The following is a 14,697-nucleotide window of genomic DNA, read 5'->3' on the forward strand; positions in this document are numbered from 1 at the left end:
ATGTCACCATCTCCCCCCTGGGCGATTAGCTTTCGCACCGCCCTACTTCGTGCCACGCTCTACACGCTAGCGATTGGCGGCATTGCTCAAGGTGGCTTCCTAGAGGTGTTGTATCTACCTGAGGTGCGCTATACCGAGCTTGGGTTCACAGAGTTTACCCAAACGTTGATATTGGCTAGCTGCTGCGCGCTGCTTATTTATATTCGACAAGTGCTGAAGATCTGGCCAACGGTAACACTGCTGCTCTTGGCGTTTGTGTCCGCTTCGCTCGTACGCGAGCAAGATTACTTTCTGGACTATTACGTAGCGGATAACACCTGGAAGTTTATAGTGGCGCTGATTGTGCTACCGAGCCTTGCCTGGGTCATTATTCATCGTCAGCGTTTCCTGGATGAGTTCCGCTACTACAGCAATACGTTTTCATTTGGGCTGTTTGCGGCAGGTGTCCTGGTCACTTATATCTTTTCTCGTCTATATGGACGTCAGGATTTTTGGCGCGCCGTGCTTGAAGAGAACTACATTCGCGACTTTAAAGATATCGCCGAAGAGGCCATTGAACTGCTGGGCTACAGCTTAATTCTGTTCGCCCTAATTGAACTATTTTTCCTCGCTCGCCGCCTGCATCGCGCACGGCTGACGCTTTAATACCTCCTGACGTTCGCCCCTTCTCAAGCGCCGCTGACTGGCTCAGTCAGCGGCGTTTCATTTTTTAAATTCCGCTATGCGTAAAGCCATTTGCGCCGCTTGCATCATCAACGTAGTGTCAGCCACCAAACCTACATGGGCATTTTTGCTGAAAAATAACCTATCAACGATATAAATCTTATGACAAACCCACAAAATCGTGAAGAAAACCTAAAACGCGGAGCATTTACCCGCTTTCTCGATAGCGTCGAGTGGCTAGGTAATCTGCTGCCGCACCCGGTCACACTGTTTGCCATTCTCTGCGTACTGGTCGTGGTCGCCAGCGGCATCGCTGCCGCACTGGGCGTTTCAGTCGCCGACCCACGCCCCGCCAATGAGGGCGAGTGGATAGTGGTGAACTCGCTCTTAAATGCGGAAGGGCTACGTCGCTTAGTGACCGAAATGGTGACGAACTTCACCAGCTTTGCGCCCCTGGGCACGGTACTAGTGGCCATGTTGGGGGTTGGCGTTGCCGAGCACTCTGGCCTGCTGTCCGCCAGCATGCGCGCGCTAGTGCTTAACCGCTCACCGCGCATCGTCACCTATGCAGTGGTGTTTGCCGGGATTATGTCGAACATGGCTGCCGAGCTTGGTTATGTCGTTTTGATTCCGCTGGCAGCGATGATCTTCCACTCCTTAGGGCGGCACCCGTTGGCGGGCCTGGCGGCGGCGTTTTGTGGCGTCTCCGGCGGCTACAGCGCCAATTTATTGATTGGCACCGTCGACCCGCTGCTCTCTGGCATTACCCAGGAAGCGGCACGGTTGCTCGACCCTACCTATTCAGTCGGGGCTGAAGCCAACTGGTTCTTTATGTTTGCCAGCACCTTCTTTGTGACTCTCATTGGCGGCTTGGTCACCGAACGCATTGTGGAACCTAAGCTTGGCAAATTCGACTCCGCCTACGCGGACAGCGATATTGACCAAAACCGTATGGAGGGCCTGACAACCACCGAAAAACGGGCGCTGAAAGGCACCGGCCTAGCCACCCTGGCGCTCATTGCGCTGGTCGCTGTGATGGTAGTACCAGAAAGTGGCATTCTGCGGAACCCGGAGACGGGCCTTGTGAGCGGCTCGCCCTTCCTGCGCGGTATTGTGGTTATCGTCGCCATTGCCTTCACCGTGCTGGGCTTTGTCTATGGCCGACTCGCGGGCACCATGCAAAACGATCGCGATATCGTCGATGCCATGGCCAAAAGCATGAGCAGCCTGGGGCTCTATATTGTGCTGGTGTTCTTTGCCGCTCAGTTCGTGGCACTATTCAACTGGAGCAACTTTGGCACCGTGACCGCCGTGGCGGGCGCTGACCTGCTGGACTCCCTAGGCCTGCGCGGCCCTGGCCTGTTTGCGCTGTTCATCCTCATGTGCGCCTTCGTGAACCTGTCGCTGGGTAGCGCGTCGGCGCAGTGGGCGGTCACCGCGCCGATTTTCGTGCCGATGCTGATGCTAATGGGCTATGCACCTGAGGTCATTCAGGCGGCGTATAGGATTGGCGACTCTGTTACCAACCTAATCACGCCAATGATGAGTTACTTCGGCCTGATTCTGGCGGTGGCTACCCGTTACCGTAACGATATGGGTATTGGTACGCTGGTCGCCCTCATGCTGCCCTACACGCTGTTTATGCTGGTTGGCTGGAGCCTGCTGTTCTTTATCTGGGTATTTGTCTTTGGCTTGCCGGTGGGCCCTGGCTCCGCTACCCACTACTCTATGTAAGCACCTTCTGTGGAAACGCCCTGCTATTACCTGCGGGGCATTACGCAAAAAGCCCGCCGTTCAGAGAACGGCGGGCTTTTTGGTCTTCGTGGCGACTCTATTCACCACTCATGCTTCACTACTCGCGGCCTTCACTCGTCCAGGAACGAACGCAGCGGCTCTGAGCGACTGGGGTGGCGCAGCTTGCGCAGCGCTTTGGCTTCAATCTGACGAATCCGCTCGCGAGTAACGTCAAACTGTTTGCCCACCTCTTCCAACGTATGGTCGGTATTCATATCAATACCAAAGCGCATACGCAGGACTTTCGCTTCGCGGGCGGTCAAGCCACCCAGCACGTTGCGAGTCGCTTCGATCAAGCCTTCGCCGGTAGCCATATCGATAGGCAGCAGCATCGTGCCATCTTCGATAAAGTCGCCCAAGTGCGAATCGTCGTCATCACCAATCGGCGTCTCCATGGAGATCGGCTCTTTGGCGATTTTGAGCACCTTGCGCACCTTATCTTCCGGCATTTCCAGGCGTTCGCCCAGCTCTTCCGGCGTCGGCTCACGGCCCATCTCTTGCAGCATCTGGCGGGAAACACGGTTGAGCTTGTTGATCGTCTCAATCATGTGTACCGGGATACGAATGGTACGCGCCTGATCCGCAATAGAACGGGTAATCGCCTGACGAATCCACCACGTCGCGTAGGTCGAGAACTTGTAGCCACGACGGTATTCGAACTTGTCTACCGCCTTCATCAAGCCGATATTGCCTTCCTGGATCAGGTCCAGGAACTGCAGGCCACGGTTGGTGTACTTCTTGGCAATCGAGATTACCAAGCGCAAGTTCGCCTCAACCATCTCTTTCTTGGCGCGACGAGCTTTTGCTTCACCAATCGACAGCTTGCGATTGACTTCCTTCAAATCAGCCACGGTGAGCTGCACCATGTCTTCTTCAAAGGCAATCTTACGCTGTGAACGCGCGATATCGGCACGCAGCGGCTCTAGGCGGTCAGCGTACTTGGGCTGCGCTTCCTGGAAAGCGTCGAGCCATTTCGGATCAGACTCGTGGCCCGGGAACGACTTGATAAACGTCTTACGCGGCACCTTGGCTTTCTTAACACACAGCTGCATGACCGCTTTTTCTTGGGCACGCACCTGTTCAACACTGATCCGCACCTGGCCGACCAGACGCTCGAAGTGCTTCGGTACTAGCTTGATCGGCGAGAACAGCTCAGCAAGGCGCTCCTGCTCGAACTTAAGCTCAGCGCTGCCGCGGCCGTGCTTAGCCAACGCCGCTTCAACCGATACGTTCTGTTCACGAATCTGCTCGAAACGCGCCTTGGCCTCTTCAGGATCCGGGCCGCCTTCGCTAGCAGTGGTGTCGTCCTCTTCATCGTCTGCATCGCTGTCGATATCGTCATCATCGCTCAGCTCAGTCTCGACTTCAGGTTCCGGCACTTCCGCTTCAGCAACGCCCGGAATACCTTCGTCGGGGTCGATAAAGCCAGAGAACAGGTCAGATAGGCGCCCAGGAGCTTCTTCATCCTGGGTGGCGTCGTAGGCGTCAAGAATCGAGGCAACCGCGCCTGGCAGGTACGCCAGTGCGGACATCACTTCCCGCGTGCCCTCTTCGATCCGTTTGGCGATTTCAATTTCGCCCTCACGGGTCAAAAGCTCAACCGTACCCATTTCACGCATATACATACGCACTGGGTCGGTGGTGCGACCGACGTCGCTTTCCACGGCGGCGAGGGCCGCAACGGCCTCTTCCGCAGCGGACTCGTCCGTGGAGTGATCCGACATCATCAAAGTGTCTTCATCTGGCGCTTCCTCAACGACACTAATACCCATGTCGTTGATCATGCCAATGATGTCTTCCACTTGATCCGGGTCGGCGATATCCTCGGGTAGATGGTCGTTGACCTCGGCATAGGTCAGGTAGCCCTGTTCCTTGCCGCGCGCGATCAACTCCTTCAGACGTGACTGCTGCTGCGCATTTCCAGCCATAGAAACCCTATCTCGACGAAGAAGAATGAAACACCTGGGGCGCTGAATCGATTAAACTCAACAAGCCGAACAGTATAGCGTAAATAGCTGGAATTTTTCCAGCGAAACGTATTTGCGCGGTCATTCAGGTGTGTTAGGTTGTTCGGTTAGGCCAGCGCCTGGCGACTAACCCTGTATGTGGTGCTGAAGCTTGTTAATTCAACCCCATTGTGCGAATTGCTTTGGTTTGACGCCCTCATGTGCGCTGAATTAGCTCCATCATCAGACTCGCCAACCGCTGCCGCTGAGCTTTATCCAGCTTCTGGCCAGAACGCTCTAGTGCCAACAGCGCATCGTACTCTTCCTGGGGCGAACGCTTACGCTGCTTCTCGACCAAATGCTCTACCAGCCCGCTTAGCTCTGCTTCCCTTGTACTCTTAGGAATCAGCAGTTCCCGCTGTGCCAGCTCTGCTAAGACCTGCCCCTCATGACTACCCTGAAAGTGTGCTAGCACCACCTGCGGACTGCGATAGCGCCCAGCGCGCAGCAGCTCGATTAAAGCGCGGCACAGCGGCGCCTCTTCACTATTTTCTGGCAGCCAATCCAGCGATTCGGGCAACGATGTCACCAAGCGCGGCTCATGAAGCAACAGTTGCACAATACGGCTCACCGTAGAGAGCGTTTGCAGCTTTGCCCCTTGGCGGCGGCCACGTGCCGCCGCGCGAGGCGGCGCCTGCTCTGGCACCATTTCAGCGGCTGGCTCCTCAACAGGCCCCCACTGCGGCAACGCTTTTGCAGCGGCATCTGCCGTGCGCTTATCTAACAGCGCCTGCAACTGCGACTGTGCCAGCCCGCTACGCTTTGCCAGTGATTCAAGCAGTAGCGATTTGAGCATGCCTTCAGGCACTTTGTTCAATGCCTCCAGTACCTGGGTGGCAAACCGCTCGCGCCCTTCCACCGTATTCAAGTCGCGCCCCTGAGCGGCCTGCTCAAAGAGAAACTCCGAGAGTGGCATCGCACAGGTCACACGATCCTGAAATGCTTCGCTGCCCTCGCGACGCACCAGTGAATCAGGGTCATCGCCATCGGGCAGAAATAGGAAACGCGCCTCACGTCCATCAATCATTTGCGGCAGGGCCGTTTCCAAGGCGCGGCTTGCCGCCTGACGGCCTGCCCGGTCACCGTCAAAGCAGAACACCACTCGGCTCACCAAACGAAACAGGCGACTTAAGTGATCTTCCGTGGTGGCAGTTCCCAAGGTGGCGACGGCGTTATGGATGCCGTACTGGGCCAGCGCCACCACATCCATATAGCCCTCTACCATCACCAGCTGCTCTAGCTTGCTGGATGCTTGGCGCGCCTCATACAAACCGTATAGCTCGCGCCCCTTATGAAAGACAGGCGTTTCTGGTGAATTGAGGTATTTAGGCTGCTCATCGCCCATTACTCGGCCACCAAAGGCGATGGTTCGGCCACGCAAATCGCGGATGGGAAACATTACCCGATCGCGAAATCGGTCATAGGTGCGGCCGGTATCTTCCCGGTGAATCAGCAGCCCGTACTCTACCTGTACCGGCTCGCCGATACCTTTTGCAGACAGGTGCTGTTTGAGCGCCTCCCAACCGCCCGGCGCATAGCCAATGCCGTAGGTGGCAATCACCTCAGGCGACAGTCCGCGCCCCTGTAAGTAGCGTTGGGCACTTTGGCCCTCCTGCATCTTTAGCCGCTCGCGATAGAAGCTGGCGGCCACTTCCAGCAGGTTAACGCCCTCTTTGCGCTTTTTTTCCCGCTGCTGGGCACGGGGGTCATCAGCGCCTTCCCGTGGCACATCCAATCCTAAACGCCCGGCTAACTGCTCCACGACTTCAGGGAACGGCAGCTTGTCGTACTCCATCAAAAAACGCAGCGCATTACCGTGAGCACCACAGCCAAAACAGTGGTAGAACTGTTTATCGGCACTCACCGTAAACGACGGCGTTTTTTCTTGATGGAAAGGACACAAACCGGAGAAGTTGCGGCCCGCTTTTTTGAGCTGCACGCGCTCGCCAACCACTTCCACCACGTCAACGCGGCCAAGCAGGTCGTCAATAAAACGCTGTGGAATTTGGCCTGCCATGAACTGCGGGCATCCTCGCGCGAAGCGCTAATGGGCGGGCCTAACGTCATCAGGCAACGCGCCTGATCACCTTAAACCGCGCAAAACACACATCACAGAACGAAAAACAAACGGCCACCTAGTGGCGGCCGCTTGGCATCCCTCTTGAGATAACCAGCTAACTGCGCAGGCTATCCCCAGGTACGGATCAATAGAGCCGTTCGAAACGCTTACGCTCACGCTGCAACTTCTTAGCGTGACGTTTTACGGCAGCTGCCGCTTTGCGCTTGCGCTCAGCAGTCGGCTTCTCGTAGTGCTCGCGACGACGTACTTCAGAGAGAACGCCAGCTTTTTCGCAAGAACGCTTGAAGCGACGCAGGGCGACGTCAAACGGCTCGTTATCACGTACTTTTACAGAAGGCATTAAGCACTCACCTACCTTAAGGAGTCTTGAGTTCGGATAGTACGCACACCGAACAAGACGGTGTACGACCCAGTTTTACAGCGCACAGTAGTCTAGTCGTGGTTGGCGATCTTTGCAAATCCTTACGCCCCTTCACTGCCACAATGCTAGACTAGCCGGTTTTAAACCTCTGCCTTACCACTTACACGAGTTCTTTTGCTATGCGCGTACTGGGCATTGAAACGTCTTGCGATGAAACTGGCGTCGCTATTTACGATACCGCGTTCACCGGTGGACAGGGTCTGCTGTCCGATGCGCTGTATAGCCAAATCGCCATGCATGCGGAGTATGGCGGCGTCGTCCCTGAGCTGGCCTCTCGGGATCACACCCGCAAGCTATTGCCGCTAATTGAGCAAGTATTGAAGGATGCCAACCTCACCCGTCAAGACCTGGACGGTATCGCCTACACCGCCGGGCCAGGCCTGGTTGGCGCCTTGATGGTGGGCGCTAGCACCGCTCACGGCATGGCCAAAGCTCTGAATATTCCGGTGCTGGGCGTTCACCATATGGAAGGCCACCTGCTGGCTCCCATGCTTGAAGATGATGCCCCCGAGTTCCCGTTCGTAGCTCTTCTGGTCTCGGGGGGGCACACCCAATTGGTGGAGGTGCAAGGGCTGGGGCACTATCAGCTATTGGGTGAATCAGTAGATGACGCCGCCGGGGAAGCCTTCGATAAAGCCGCGAAAATGCTCGGACTTGCCTATCCTGGCGGCCCGCTGGTGGCCAAGCTTGCCGAACAGGGCGACCCAAAACGGTTTCGTTTTCCACGCCCAATGACCGACCGCCCCGGCCTGGATTTCAGCTTTTCTGGTTTAAAAACCCATACCCTGACGGCGATTCGCCAGTTAGAAGCAGCGGGCGAGCTGGATGAGCAGGCCAAAGCAGATGTGGCCCGGGCCTTTGAAGAGGCCGTGGTGGATACGCTGGTGATCAAATGCCGCCGAGCGCTCGACCAAACCGGGCTAAAGCGCATTGTTATGGCAGGTGGCGTGAGCGCCAATACCCGTCTGCGTGAACGGCTAGCGCTGGAAACACAAAAGCGTCAGGCGCGCGCCTACTACCCCCGCGGGCGTTTTTGTACCGACAACGGCGCCATGATTGCCTATGTCGGGGCGCAGCGCTTGGCGGCAGGCGAGCGGGATGACAACGGCGTGATGCAGGCTACGCCCCGTTGGCCGCTCGATACCTTGAATGCCCCCGAGTAATCGCCGCGCCTAGCCGCGCAGGTGGGGCTCTTCCCCACGGCGTAAGCGGCGAATATTGAGGCCGTGTCGAGCCAGCACCAATAGGCTAAAGCCCCCTACTACGCTCACGTAACTCGGGGCTAGCCAGAGGCACAGCAGCGGGGCCAGTAGCGCACTAATAAGCGAGGCTGCCGCTGCGGTACGTAAACGCCATGCCAATACCGCCCAGCAGAGCGCCGTCAGCAGCGCCACGCTGGGCACCAATACCAGCAACACACCAAACGCACTGGAGACCGACTTTCCACCACGGAAGCTAAACCAAATCGGGTAGCTGTGACCCAGCAGCACGGCTAGGCCGACTAGCCCTTGCAGCCATACCGGCAGCGCTAGCAGCTTCGCAGCCAGCACTGCAGGCACCCCTTTCAGCGCATCCAGCAGCAGCGTGGCGGCGGCGAGCCGCGGGCCATACAGCCGTAGTACGTTAGAAAAACCTGGATTATAAGAGCCACAAAACCGAGGATCGGCAACGCCTGCCCAGCGGCACACGCTCACTGCCGCCAGCCAACTGCCGCTTAAATAGCCGATCACTATCCATATCATGGCCTGCCCACCCTGGCATTGGCGGCCAACGCCGCTGCCTTACTGTCGTTTCTGGTCATCCTCAAGTACAATCGCCCGCTTGTTGACCCTGGGGGAAGGCCTGTGGACCGCATTTTGATCGAAGCACTCACCGTAGACACCGTCATCGGTGTGTACGACTGGGAACGCACGATAACGCAATCGCTGAGCCTGGATCTATCGCTGGCAACGGATATTCGGCCAGCGGCCGCCACGGATGATTTACGCTTAACGCTTGATTATGCCGCGATCTGCCAGCGAATCCAGCAGTTCGCCGATGAGCATCAGTTCGCCTTGGTAGAAACCTTCGCTGAACGTCTCGCCGCCTGCTTGCAACATGAATTCCCGATTAGCTGGCTGCGCATGACCGTCCGAAAGCCGGGCGCGGTGCCTCAAGCGGCAAGCGTTGGTCTTGAAATTACTCGCGGTACGCTGCCGGAGGCTACCAAGGACCCGAATTTATGAGCCTGGTAACTCTCAGTCTAGGCAGCAACATTGATCCCGACACGCATATTCGCCTCTGCCTGGATGCTCTAGAAGCTACGTTTGGCCGCCTACAGATATCGCGTATTTTTGAAAGCGAGCCCGTAGGTTTCAAGGACAGCCGCAACTTTTACAACTTAGTAGTGGCGTTTGATAGCGACTGGTCGGTGGGTGAGCTCCAGGCGTGGTCTAAGCAGCTTGAGATTGATCATGGTCGCACCCCCAACATGGCTAAATACAGCCCCCGTGCTCTGGATATCGACCTGCTGACCGTCGGCAGTTTCTGCAATACGATTGACGGCGTCGCCCTTCCCCGCGCGGAAATCACCCGCAACGCCTTTGTGCTCCAGCCACTCGCTGAACTGTTACCCAACGAGCGCCACCCCGCCTGCCAAACGTCCTACGCTACGCTCTGGAAGCGCTTCACACTAGGTGACCAGCGCCTGTGGGCGATTGATTTTCACTGGCGGGGCCGTTGGATTTCCCAAGCCGACCCGCAGCCTCGTACGGCCATGGCGCGCTAGCGCGATTCCCCCTCGCCTAACGCGCCTGCCACCGCCTTCTGCCGATGCTGGCGCAGCGCTTCTCCTAATGCCGCTCCCCGATACCCCTCGCTCAGCAGCGCTTGCGGGCTTACCGCTTGCGCTGCTTGCCACGCAGCGCGCAGTACCGCTTGGCGCTCAGGCGCCAGACGGCTAACAAGCGCTAGCTGCGCCGCTACCTGGGCAGGTTTGCGCCAGCCATCCAGCCGCTCCAGCCAGTACAACACTCGCTCGTCGTTTAGCGGCGTATTGAGCAGTGCTTTCGTCAGCGCGGTATGGCGAGCCAGCTGCGCTACTGCGTTGGGCAGCCGCAGCCTGCTCGCTAGCGCATCCCGCTGCTCATCACTCAGCGGCGAGACCAGCAGCGCGTAGCGCCAGTGGGCCAGCGGCAATGCAGACTCCTCAGGCGCGCTTGGTATTTCAGCGAGCGCGGCAGTCAACGTCTCGCCCTCGACAAGCTCAGGCCACCAAGTGGCAAGCGCCTGGCACTCGTTTAGCGTGGTGAAATATTGTTCAGGATTGGGTTCACCCAATGCTTTCTCGGTTTCTATCCACACCCGCTCTGCGGCTAAGTGGCCAAGCTCACCGCTTTGGCTCACTTCACGCATCAGCGTGTGGGTATCTGGGGCAATGGTAAAACCCAGGTGAGCATAGCGGGCTAGAAAACGTGCGGTACGCAGCACCCGCAGCGGGTCTTCGCTAAACGCAGGCGATACATGGCGCAGCAGGCGCTGCTCTATATCCTGCTGGCCGTGAAAGGGGTCTGTCAGTTGGCCGTCTGGCCCTTGGGCGATGGCATTGATCGTCAGGTCACGCCGTGAGAGATCCTCTTCCAGTGTTACATCGGGGCTGGCATACACCTCAAAACCACTGTAGCCATGACCGGATTTACGCTCCGTGCGCGCCAGCGCATACTCTTCCGCGGTGTGCGGGTGCAAAAACACCGGAAAATCTCGGCCAACGGGCTTAAAGCCCCGCTGACGCATCGCTTCCGGTGTGGCGCCTACCACTACCCAGTCGTGATCTACTACTGGCCAGCCAAGCAGCGCATCCCGCACCGCGCCGCCTACCCGGTAAACATCAAGCCCTTGGGTCAATGCATCCTGTTGAAACACTTAACGGCCTCCTTGCAGGCTCGGCACGCTAGTGCGTTCGCCGGTGTCCAGGTTCATCGCGGTGAGTGAGCCACCCCATACGCAGCCGGTATCTAGCCCTTGAACGTTGATCTTCGCATTCGGCGTGCGCCCTTCCAGCGCCGCCCAGTGGCCAAACAGAATGTGCAGATCATCCTGACGAGCAAATTGAAACCAGGGGGCAAAGCCTGTCGGTGCGCTATCGAGCCCCTCTTTGGCGGCAAAATCGAGGTGCTCCTGCGCATCAATGAAGCGCATGCGGGTAAACACGTTAACGATGCAGCGCAGGCGATCCAAGCCTTCCAAATCCTCCCGGAAACGATCAGGCTGATTACCAAACAGCTGGGTCAGAAACGAGCCAGCGCTTTCGCCCTGCAGCGCTTCCTGAACTTCACCGCTCAGCGCCAGCGCCTGCTCAGCACTCCAGCTCGGCAGCACACCGGCGTGAGTCATTAACGTATTGCCTTCTTGAACCGCCAAAGGCTGGCTCTGTAGCCAATCCAGCAGCGCTTCCCGCTGGGGCGAGGCGAGAATATCGTCCAGCGTATCGTTTTTCTTCAGTTTGCCGCCTCCACGGGCGACCACCAACAGGTGAAAATCGTGGTTACCGAGCACGCAGCGCACGGCACTGCCCAGCGCTTTGGCTTCCTGCAGGCAGGCAAGCGACCCTGGGCCACGGTTAATCAAATCCCCAACCAGCCAGAGCGTATCGTGGGCCGGGTTAAAGTTTATTGTTTCCAACAGGCTAATAAATTCGACATGGCAGCCGTGCAGGTCACCAATAACATAGGTACTCATAGGCTAATGCCTTGTGATGAATGCAATAAAAAGTGGACGTCACATAAACCCCTGGAGCAATTCCCAAAGTTACACCACTATGTAATCAGACCATTCGCAACTTAATGTTAAGGATAACGATACGCTAATGAGCCTCTACTTTCCCCGTCCTTCACCTACCAACCCTGACCGTCGGGTCGTTTTAAAACAGCTACTGGTGTCGACTGGGGCAGCGCTGACACTCAGCCGTTTTCCAATAGCCGCCGCCCAACCCACTCAGCCAGCTACCCCTGTGCTGGTGAACGGCTGGCTGCTACGCGCTGAAGACCGCTGATGTATCTCTCTTTCGAAACACTGGCGGCCCAGGATACTGTTTATGATATCTGCATTGTGGGCGCTGGTGCTGCCGGGATCGCCATAGCCGTCACGCTGGCCCAGCAGGGCCACCGTACGCTGCTATGTGAAGGTGGCGAAGCCTCTTATAGCGAGCGCTCCCAGGCGATTTACCGTGGCGATATCGTTGGCGACCCTTATATTCCCCTTGATGATGCGCGCCTACGCTACTTAGGCGGCTCTACCAACCACTGGGGCGGCATTTGTAGACCGCTGGACGCTCACGATTTTACCGCGAAGGTGGCAGCTCCTGAAACCGCGTGGCCAATCACCCAAGAAGCGCTCGCGCCTTACTACGCAAGCGCCGCTACGCTGCTGAACTTAACGCCACCCCACGCCGACTACCCCGTCACCGGCTCAGGGCTTGAACGTATCTACTTCTCTTTAGGGGACCCCGTTCGGCTTAAAGATAAATATGCCCCTGCGCTGAATGCCTCCTCCAATGTTGATTACTGTTTAACCGCCAATCTTGTCGGGCTTGAAAGCCATAATGGCCGCATTGAGCGCGCGACGTTGCGCAGTTTTCAAGGGGATAAGTGCTACGTACACGCACGCTTTTTTGTGCTGGCCTGCGGCGGTATCGAAAATTCACGCCTGTTGCTGTGGTTAAACCAGCAATCCAGCGGGCAACTGATCCGCAATGCCACTACTCTGGGCCGCTACTGGATGGAGCATCCCCATGCCTCCGTAGGCCAAGCGCTGCTGTTTGAGCCGCAGGCATTGGGGCTTGATCAGGAGTACAACGTATTTTTATCGCCTACTCCGGAGATGCTCACTAAGCGCCAATTGCTCAACTGCGGCTTGCGCCTACACCGTATGAACGCAGAAGCAACTCAGCAACTGATCGAAGCGCTATCGCGAGATGCTCCGTCACTCGGTGAGCAGTTGGCCACTTGGCAAGCCCAAGGCCGTGTGATGCATGGCGTGATTCTGCGCGCTGCCTGGGAGCAGGAGCCGCGTTTTGAGAATCGCGTAGAGCTTGGCACTGAAGTGGATGAGTTTGGTATCCCCCACAGTCGACTGGTGTGGCGGCAGTCGGCGCTGGATCGCCATACGATCCGCGAAAGCATGATATTGCTGGGCGAACACCTGCTGAACCAAGATATTGGACGCCTACAATTAGCCGACTGGCTAGCCGTCCAGCCCGTCACCATGCCCAGCGAGGGCGAGCTAGCGGGAAGGCATCATATGGGCGGCACGCGGATGAGCCACAGTGCAGAACAAGGCATCGTCAATAGCGACTGTCGGCTGTTCGACCAAGAGAATATGTTTGTGGCAGGGTCGAGCGTCTTCCCAAGTGTTGGGCACGCCAACCCCACGCTGACCATCGTGCAACTGGCGTTACGACTGTGCGACCATCTAGATCGTCAACTGACGCTGCAACCCCGCGCTTAATCAACGTTAATGCAGTTGGCGGGGTACCGCTAGACGAAAAGGCGAAACGGGCACATCAAAAGCCCGCTGGGTATACGTATTAAGCAGGGTGTAAGCACCTTCCATCACGCCGACTGGCGTTTGCAAAATCGCCCGGCTGGTATAACGAAAACGTTGGCCAGGGCCGATTAACGGCTGCTGGCCCACCACGCCTTTGCCGCGCACCTCTTGGCTATCGCCGCTGCCCTGGGTGATCTTCCAGTAACGTGCCATCAGCTGCACGCTGTGCGGGCTTTGGTTGTGCACCGTCACGGTGTAGCTAAACACGTAGCGGGATTCGCTGTCGCTAGACTCTGCGTCCCGAAACTCCGGGGTGACGCTAACTTCGATGTCCAAACCGCTCACGCCTCGTTGCTCCCCTGGCTCACACCGTTACCCGCGGCGCTGGTAGCCTCGTCGGCAGCCACCTTGTTGGCGATCGTGACGTACTCGGCCACTGTCAGCGTTTGCGGACGACGCGCAGGGTCGATACCCAACGCTTCCAGCGTGTCGGCGCTGACTCGCCCTTTCAGGTTGTTGCGCAGGGTTTTACGCCGCTGCCCAAAGGCCAGCTTGACCAGTTCAAACAGCAGCGCCGGGTCATCGGCGGTGTAAGGCAAGCTTTCGTGGGGCGTCAGGCGCACAATCGCAGAATCCACCTTCGGGCGAGGCACAAAGGCTTCCGGCGGCACGATGAACAGCTGATCAACCTGACAGTAGTACTGCGCCATCACCGAAAGGCGGCCCCAATCGGTGCTGCCCGGCTCGGCAGCTAAGCGCTCCACTACCTCTTTTTGCAGCATAAAGTGCATATCGGCAATCGCATTGCCCATGGTCAGCAGATGCACAATCAGCGGCGTTGAGATGTTATAGGGCAAGTTACCCACTACCCGCAGCGCCGGGCCATCGCCCTTCAGCTCGGCAAAATCGAACTTCAGCGCGTCGCCTTCGTGAATCACGAACTCGGGGTAGTTGAAAAACTGCACCCGTAGGCCAGGAATCAGGTCGCGGTCGAGTTCGATTACTTCCAGCTTGCCGGTTGCCTCTAACAGCGGCGCCGTCAGTGCCCCTTGCCCAGGGCCGATTTCGACGAGTCGGTCGCCTTCGCGTGGCCCGATAGCGCGGACGATACGCGAAATGATGCCGAGGTCACGCAGAAAGTTTTGACCGAAGCGTTTACGAGCACGGTGCTGCTGAGGCACTTGAGACATCTAACAGTGTTCCTTGGAGGG

At 57.5% G+C, this 14,697-nt stretch carries 15 protein-coding genes; 7 read left to right on the forward strand and 8 right to left on the reverse strand.

All coding sequences use genetic code 11. From position 1 onward, the window contains the following. Together ACIGG6_RS09345 and ACIGG6_RS09350 are read left to right on the forward strand one after the other, a co-directional pair. Complete coding sequence (locus ACIGG6_RS09345; protein WP_399844086.1) at positions 1-645, forward strand: hypothetical protein; 645 nt, start codon at positions 1-3, stop codon at positions 643-645. A 180-nt stretch (positions 646-825) separates the two neighbouring features. After that, positions 826-2,397 carry an AbgT family transporter gene (locus ACIGG6_RS09350; RefSeq protein WP_399844088.1) on the forward strand — a complete coding sequence of 524 codons (1,572 nt, stop codon included), beginning with the start codon at positions 826-828 and terminating at the stop codon, positions 2,395-2,397. Positions 2,398-2,528: 131 nt separating this feature from the next. Here the strand turns inward: ACIGG6_RS09350 and rpoD are convergent, their stop codons facing one another. The 3 genes from rpoD to rpsU all read right to left on the reverse strand — a co-directional run bounded on the left by rpoD (position 2,529) and on the right by rpsU (position 6,883). Further along, the gene (rpoD, locus tag ACIGG6_RS09355) at positions 2,529-4,385 is read right to left on the reverse strand and encodes an RNA polymerase sigma factor RpoD (protein ID WP_253501389.1); all 1,857 of its coding nucleotides are present in this window, start codon (positions 4,383-4,385) and stop codon (positions 2,529-2,531) included. A 235-nt stretch (positions 4,386-4,620) separates the two neighbouring features. Then, positions 4,621-6,480, reverse strand: coding sequence for a DNA primase (dnaG, locus tag ACIGG6_RS09360; RefSeq protein WP_399844090.1), 1,860 nt, complete (start codon positions 6,478-6,480; stop codon positions 4,621-4,623). Positions 6,481-6,667: 187 nt separating this feature from the next. After that, positions 6,668-6,883, reverse strand: coding sequence for a 30S ribosomal protein S21 (gene rpsU / locus ACIGG6_RS09365; protein ID WP_016416934.1), 216 nt, complete (start codon positions 6,881-6,883; stop codon positions 6,668-6,670). Between the two features lie 200 nt (positions 6,884-7,083). Between rpsU and tsaD the strand changes: the two genes are divergently transcribed. Next, positions 7,084-8,127, forward strand: coding sequence for a tRNA (adenosine(37)-N6)-threonylcarbamoyltransferase complex transferase subunit TsaD (gene tsaD / locus ACIGG6_RS09370; RefSeq protein WP_399844092.1), 1,044 nt, complete (start codon positions 7,084-7,086; stop codon positions 8,125-8,127). A gap of 9 nt (positions 8,128-8,136) precedes the next feature. Here the strand turns inward: tsaD and plsY are convergent, their stop codons facing one another. Beyond that, the gene (gene plsY / locus ACIGG6_RS09375) at positions 8,137-8,706 is read right to left on the reverse strand and encodes a glycerol-3-phosphate 1-O-acyltransferase PlsY (RefSeq protein WP_253501380.1); all 570 of its coding nucleotides are present in this window, start codon (positions 8,704-8,706) and stop codon (positions 8,137-8,139) included. A 102-nt stretch (positions 8,707-8,808) separates the two neighbouring features. Here plsY and folB point away from each other — a divergent pair, with 102 nt between their 5' ends. Next, complete coding sequence (gene folB / locus ACIGG6_RS09380) at positions 8,809-9,189, forward strand: dihydroneopterin aldolase (RefSeq protein WP_044629667.1); 381 nt, start codon at positions 8,809-8,811, stop codon at positions 9,187-9,189. Continuing rightward, complete coding sequence (folK, locus tag ACIGG6_RS09385; RefSeq protein WP_399844095.1) at positions 9,186-9,731, forward strand: 2-amino-4-hydroxy-6-hydroxymethyldihydropteridine diphosphokinase; 546 nt, start codon at positions 9,186-9,188, stop codon at positions 9,729-9,731. The genes folB and folK overlap by 4 nt, the downstream gene beginning before the upstream one ends. On the opposite strand, the gene ACIGG6_RS09390 is transcribed toward folK, so the two are convergent. Next, the gene (locus ACIGG6_RS09390) at positions 9,728-10,864 is read right to left on the reverse strand and encodes a polynucleotide adenylyltransferase (RefSeq protein WP_399844096.1); all 1,137 of its coding nucleotides are present in this window, start codon (positions 10,862-10,864) and stop codon (positions 9,728-9,730) included. The genes folK and ACIGG6_RS09390 overlap by 4 nt on opposite strands. Beyond that, positions 10,865-11,680, reverse strand: coding sequence for a symmetrical bis(5'-nucleosyl)-tetraphosphatase (locus ACIGG6_RS09395; RefSeq protein ID WP_399844098.1), 816 nt, complete (start codon positions 11,678-11,680; stop codon positions 10,865-10,867). 127 nt (positions 11,681-11,807) lie between these two features. On the opposite strand from ACIGG6_RS09395, the gene ACIGG6_RS09400 reads away from it, so the two are divergent. Next, positions 11,808-11,993 carry a hypothetical protein gene (locus ACIGG6_RS09400; RefSeq protein ID WP_399844100.1) on the forward strand — a complete coding sequence of 62 codons (186 nt, stop codon included), beginning with the start codon at positions 11,808-11,810 and terminating at the stop codon, positions 11,991-11,993. Next, on the forward strand, positions 11,993-13,447 hold the full coding sequence (locus tag ACIGG6_RS09405; RefSeq protein ID WP_399844102.1) for a GMC family oxidoreductase: 1,455 nt from the start codon (positions 11,993-11,995) through the stop codon (positions 13,445-13,447). Before ACIGG6_RS09400 ends, ACIGG6_RS09405 begins: the two co-directional genes overlap by 1 nt. A gap of 6 nt (positions 13,448-13,453) precedes the next feature. Here ACIGG6_RS09405 and apaG read toward each other — a convergent pair whose 3' ends face one another. After that, positions 13,454-13,831: a Co2+/Mg2+ efflux protein ApaG gene (gene apaG, locus ACIGG6_RS09410; RefSeq protein ID WP_044629671.1), complete on the reverse strand. Its 378-nt coding sequence runs from the start codon at positions 13,829-13,831 to the stop codon at positions 13,454-13,456. Further along, the gene (gene rsmA, locus ACIGG6_RS09415; RefSeq protein ID WP_399844104.1) at positions 13,828-14,676 is read right to left on the reverse strand and encodes a 16S rRNA (adenine(1518)-N(6)/adenine(1519)-N(6))-dimethyltransferase RsmA; all 849 of its coding nucleotides are present in this window, start codon (positions 14,674-14,676) and stop codon (positions 13,828-13,830) included. The genes apaG and rsmA overlap by 4 nt, the downstream gene beginning before the upstream one ends. Between the last annotated feature and the right edge of the window lie 21 nt (positions 14,677-14,697).

The organism is Vreelandella lionensis, assembly GCF_044543515.1.
Classification (GTDB): Bacteria; Pseudomonadota; Gammaproteobacteria; order Pseudomonadales; family Halomonadaceae; genus Vreelandella; species Vreelandella lionensis.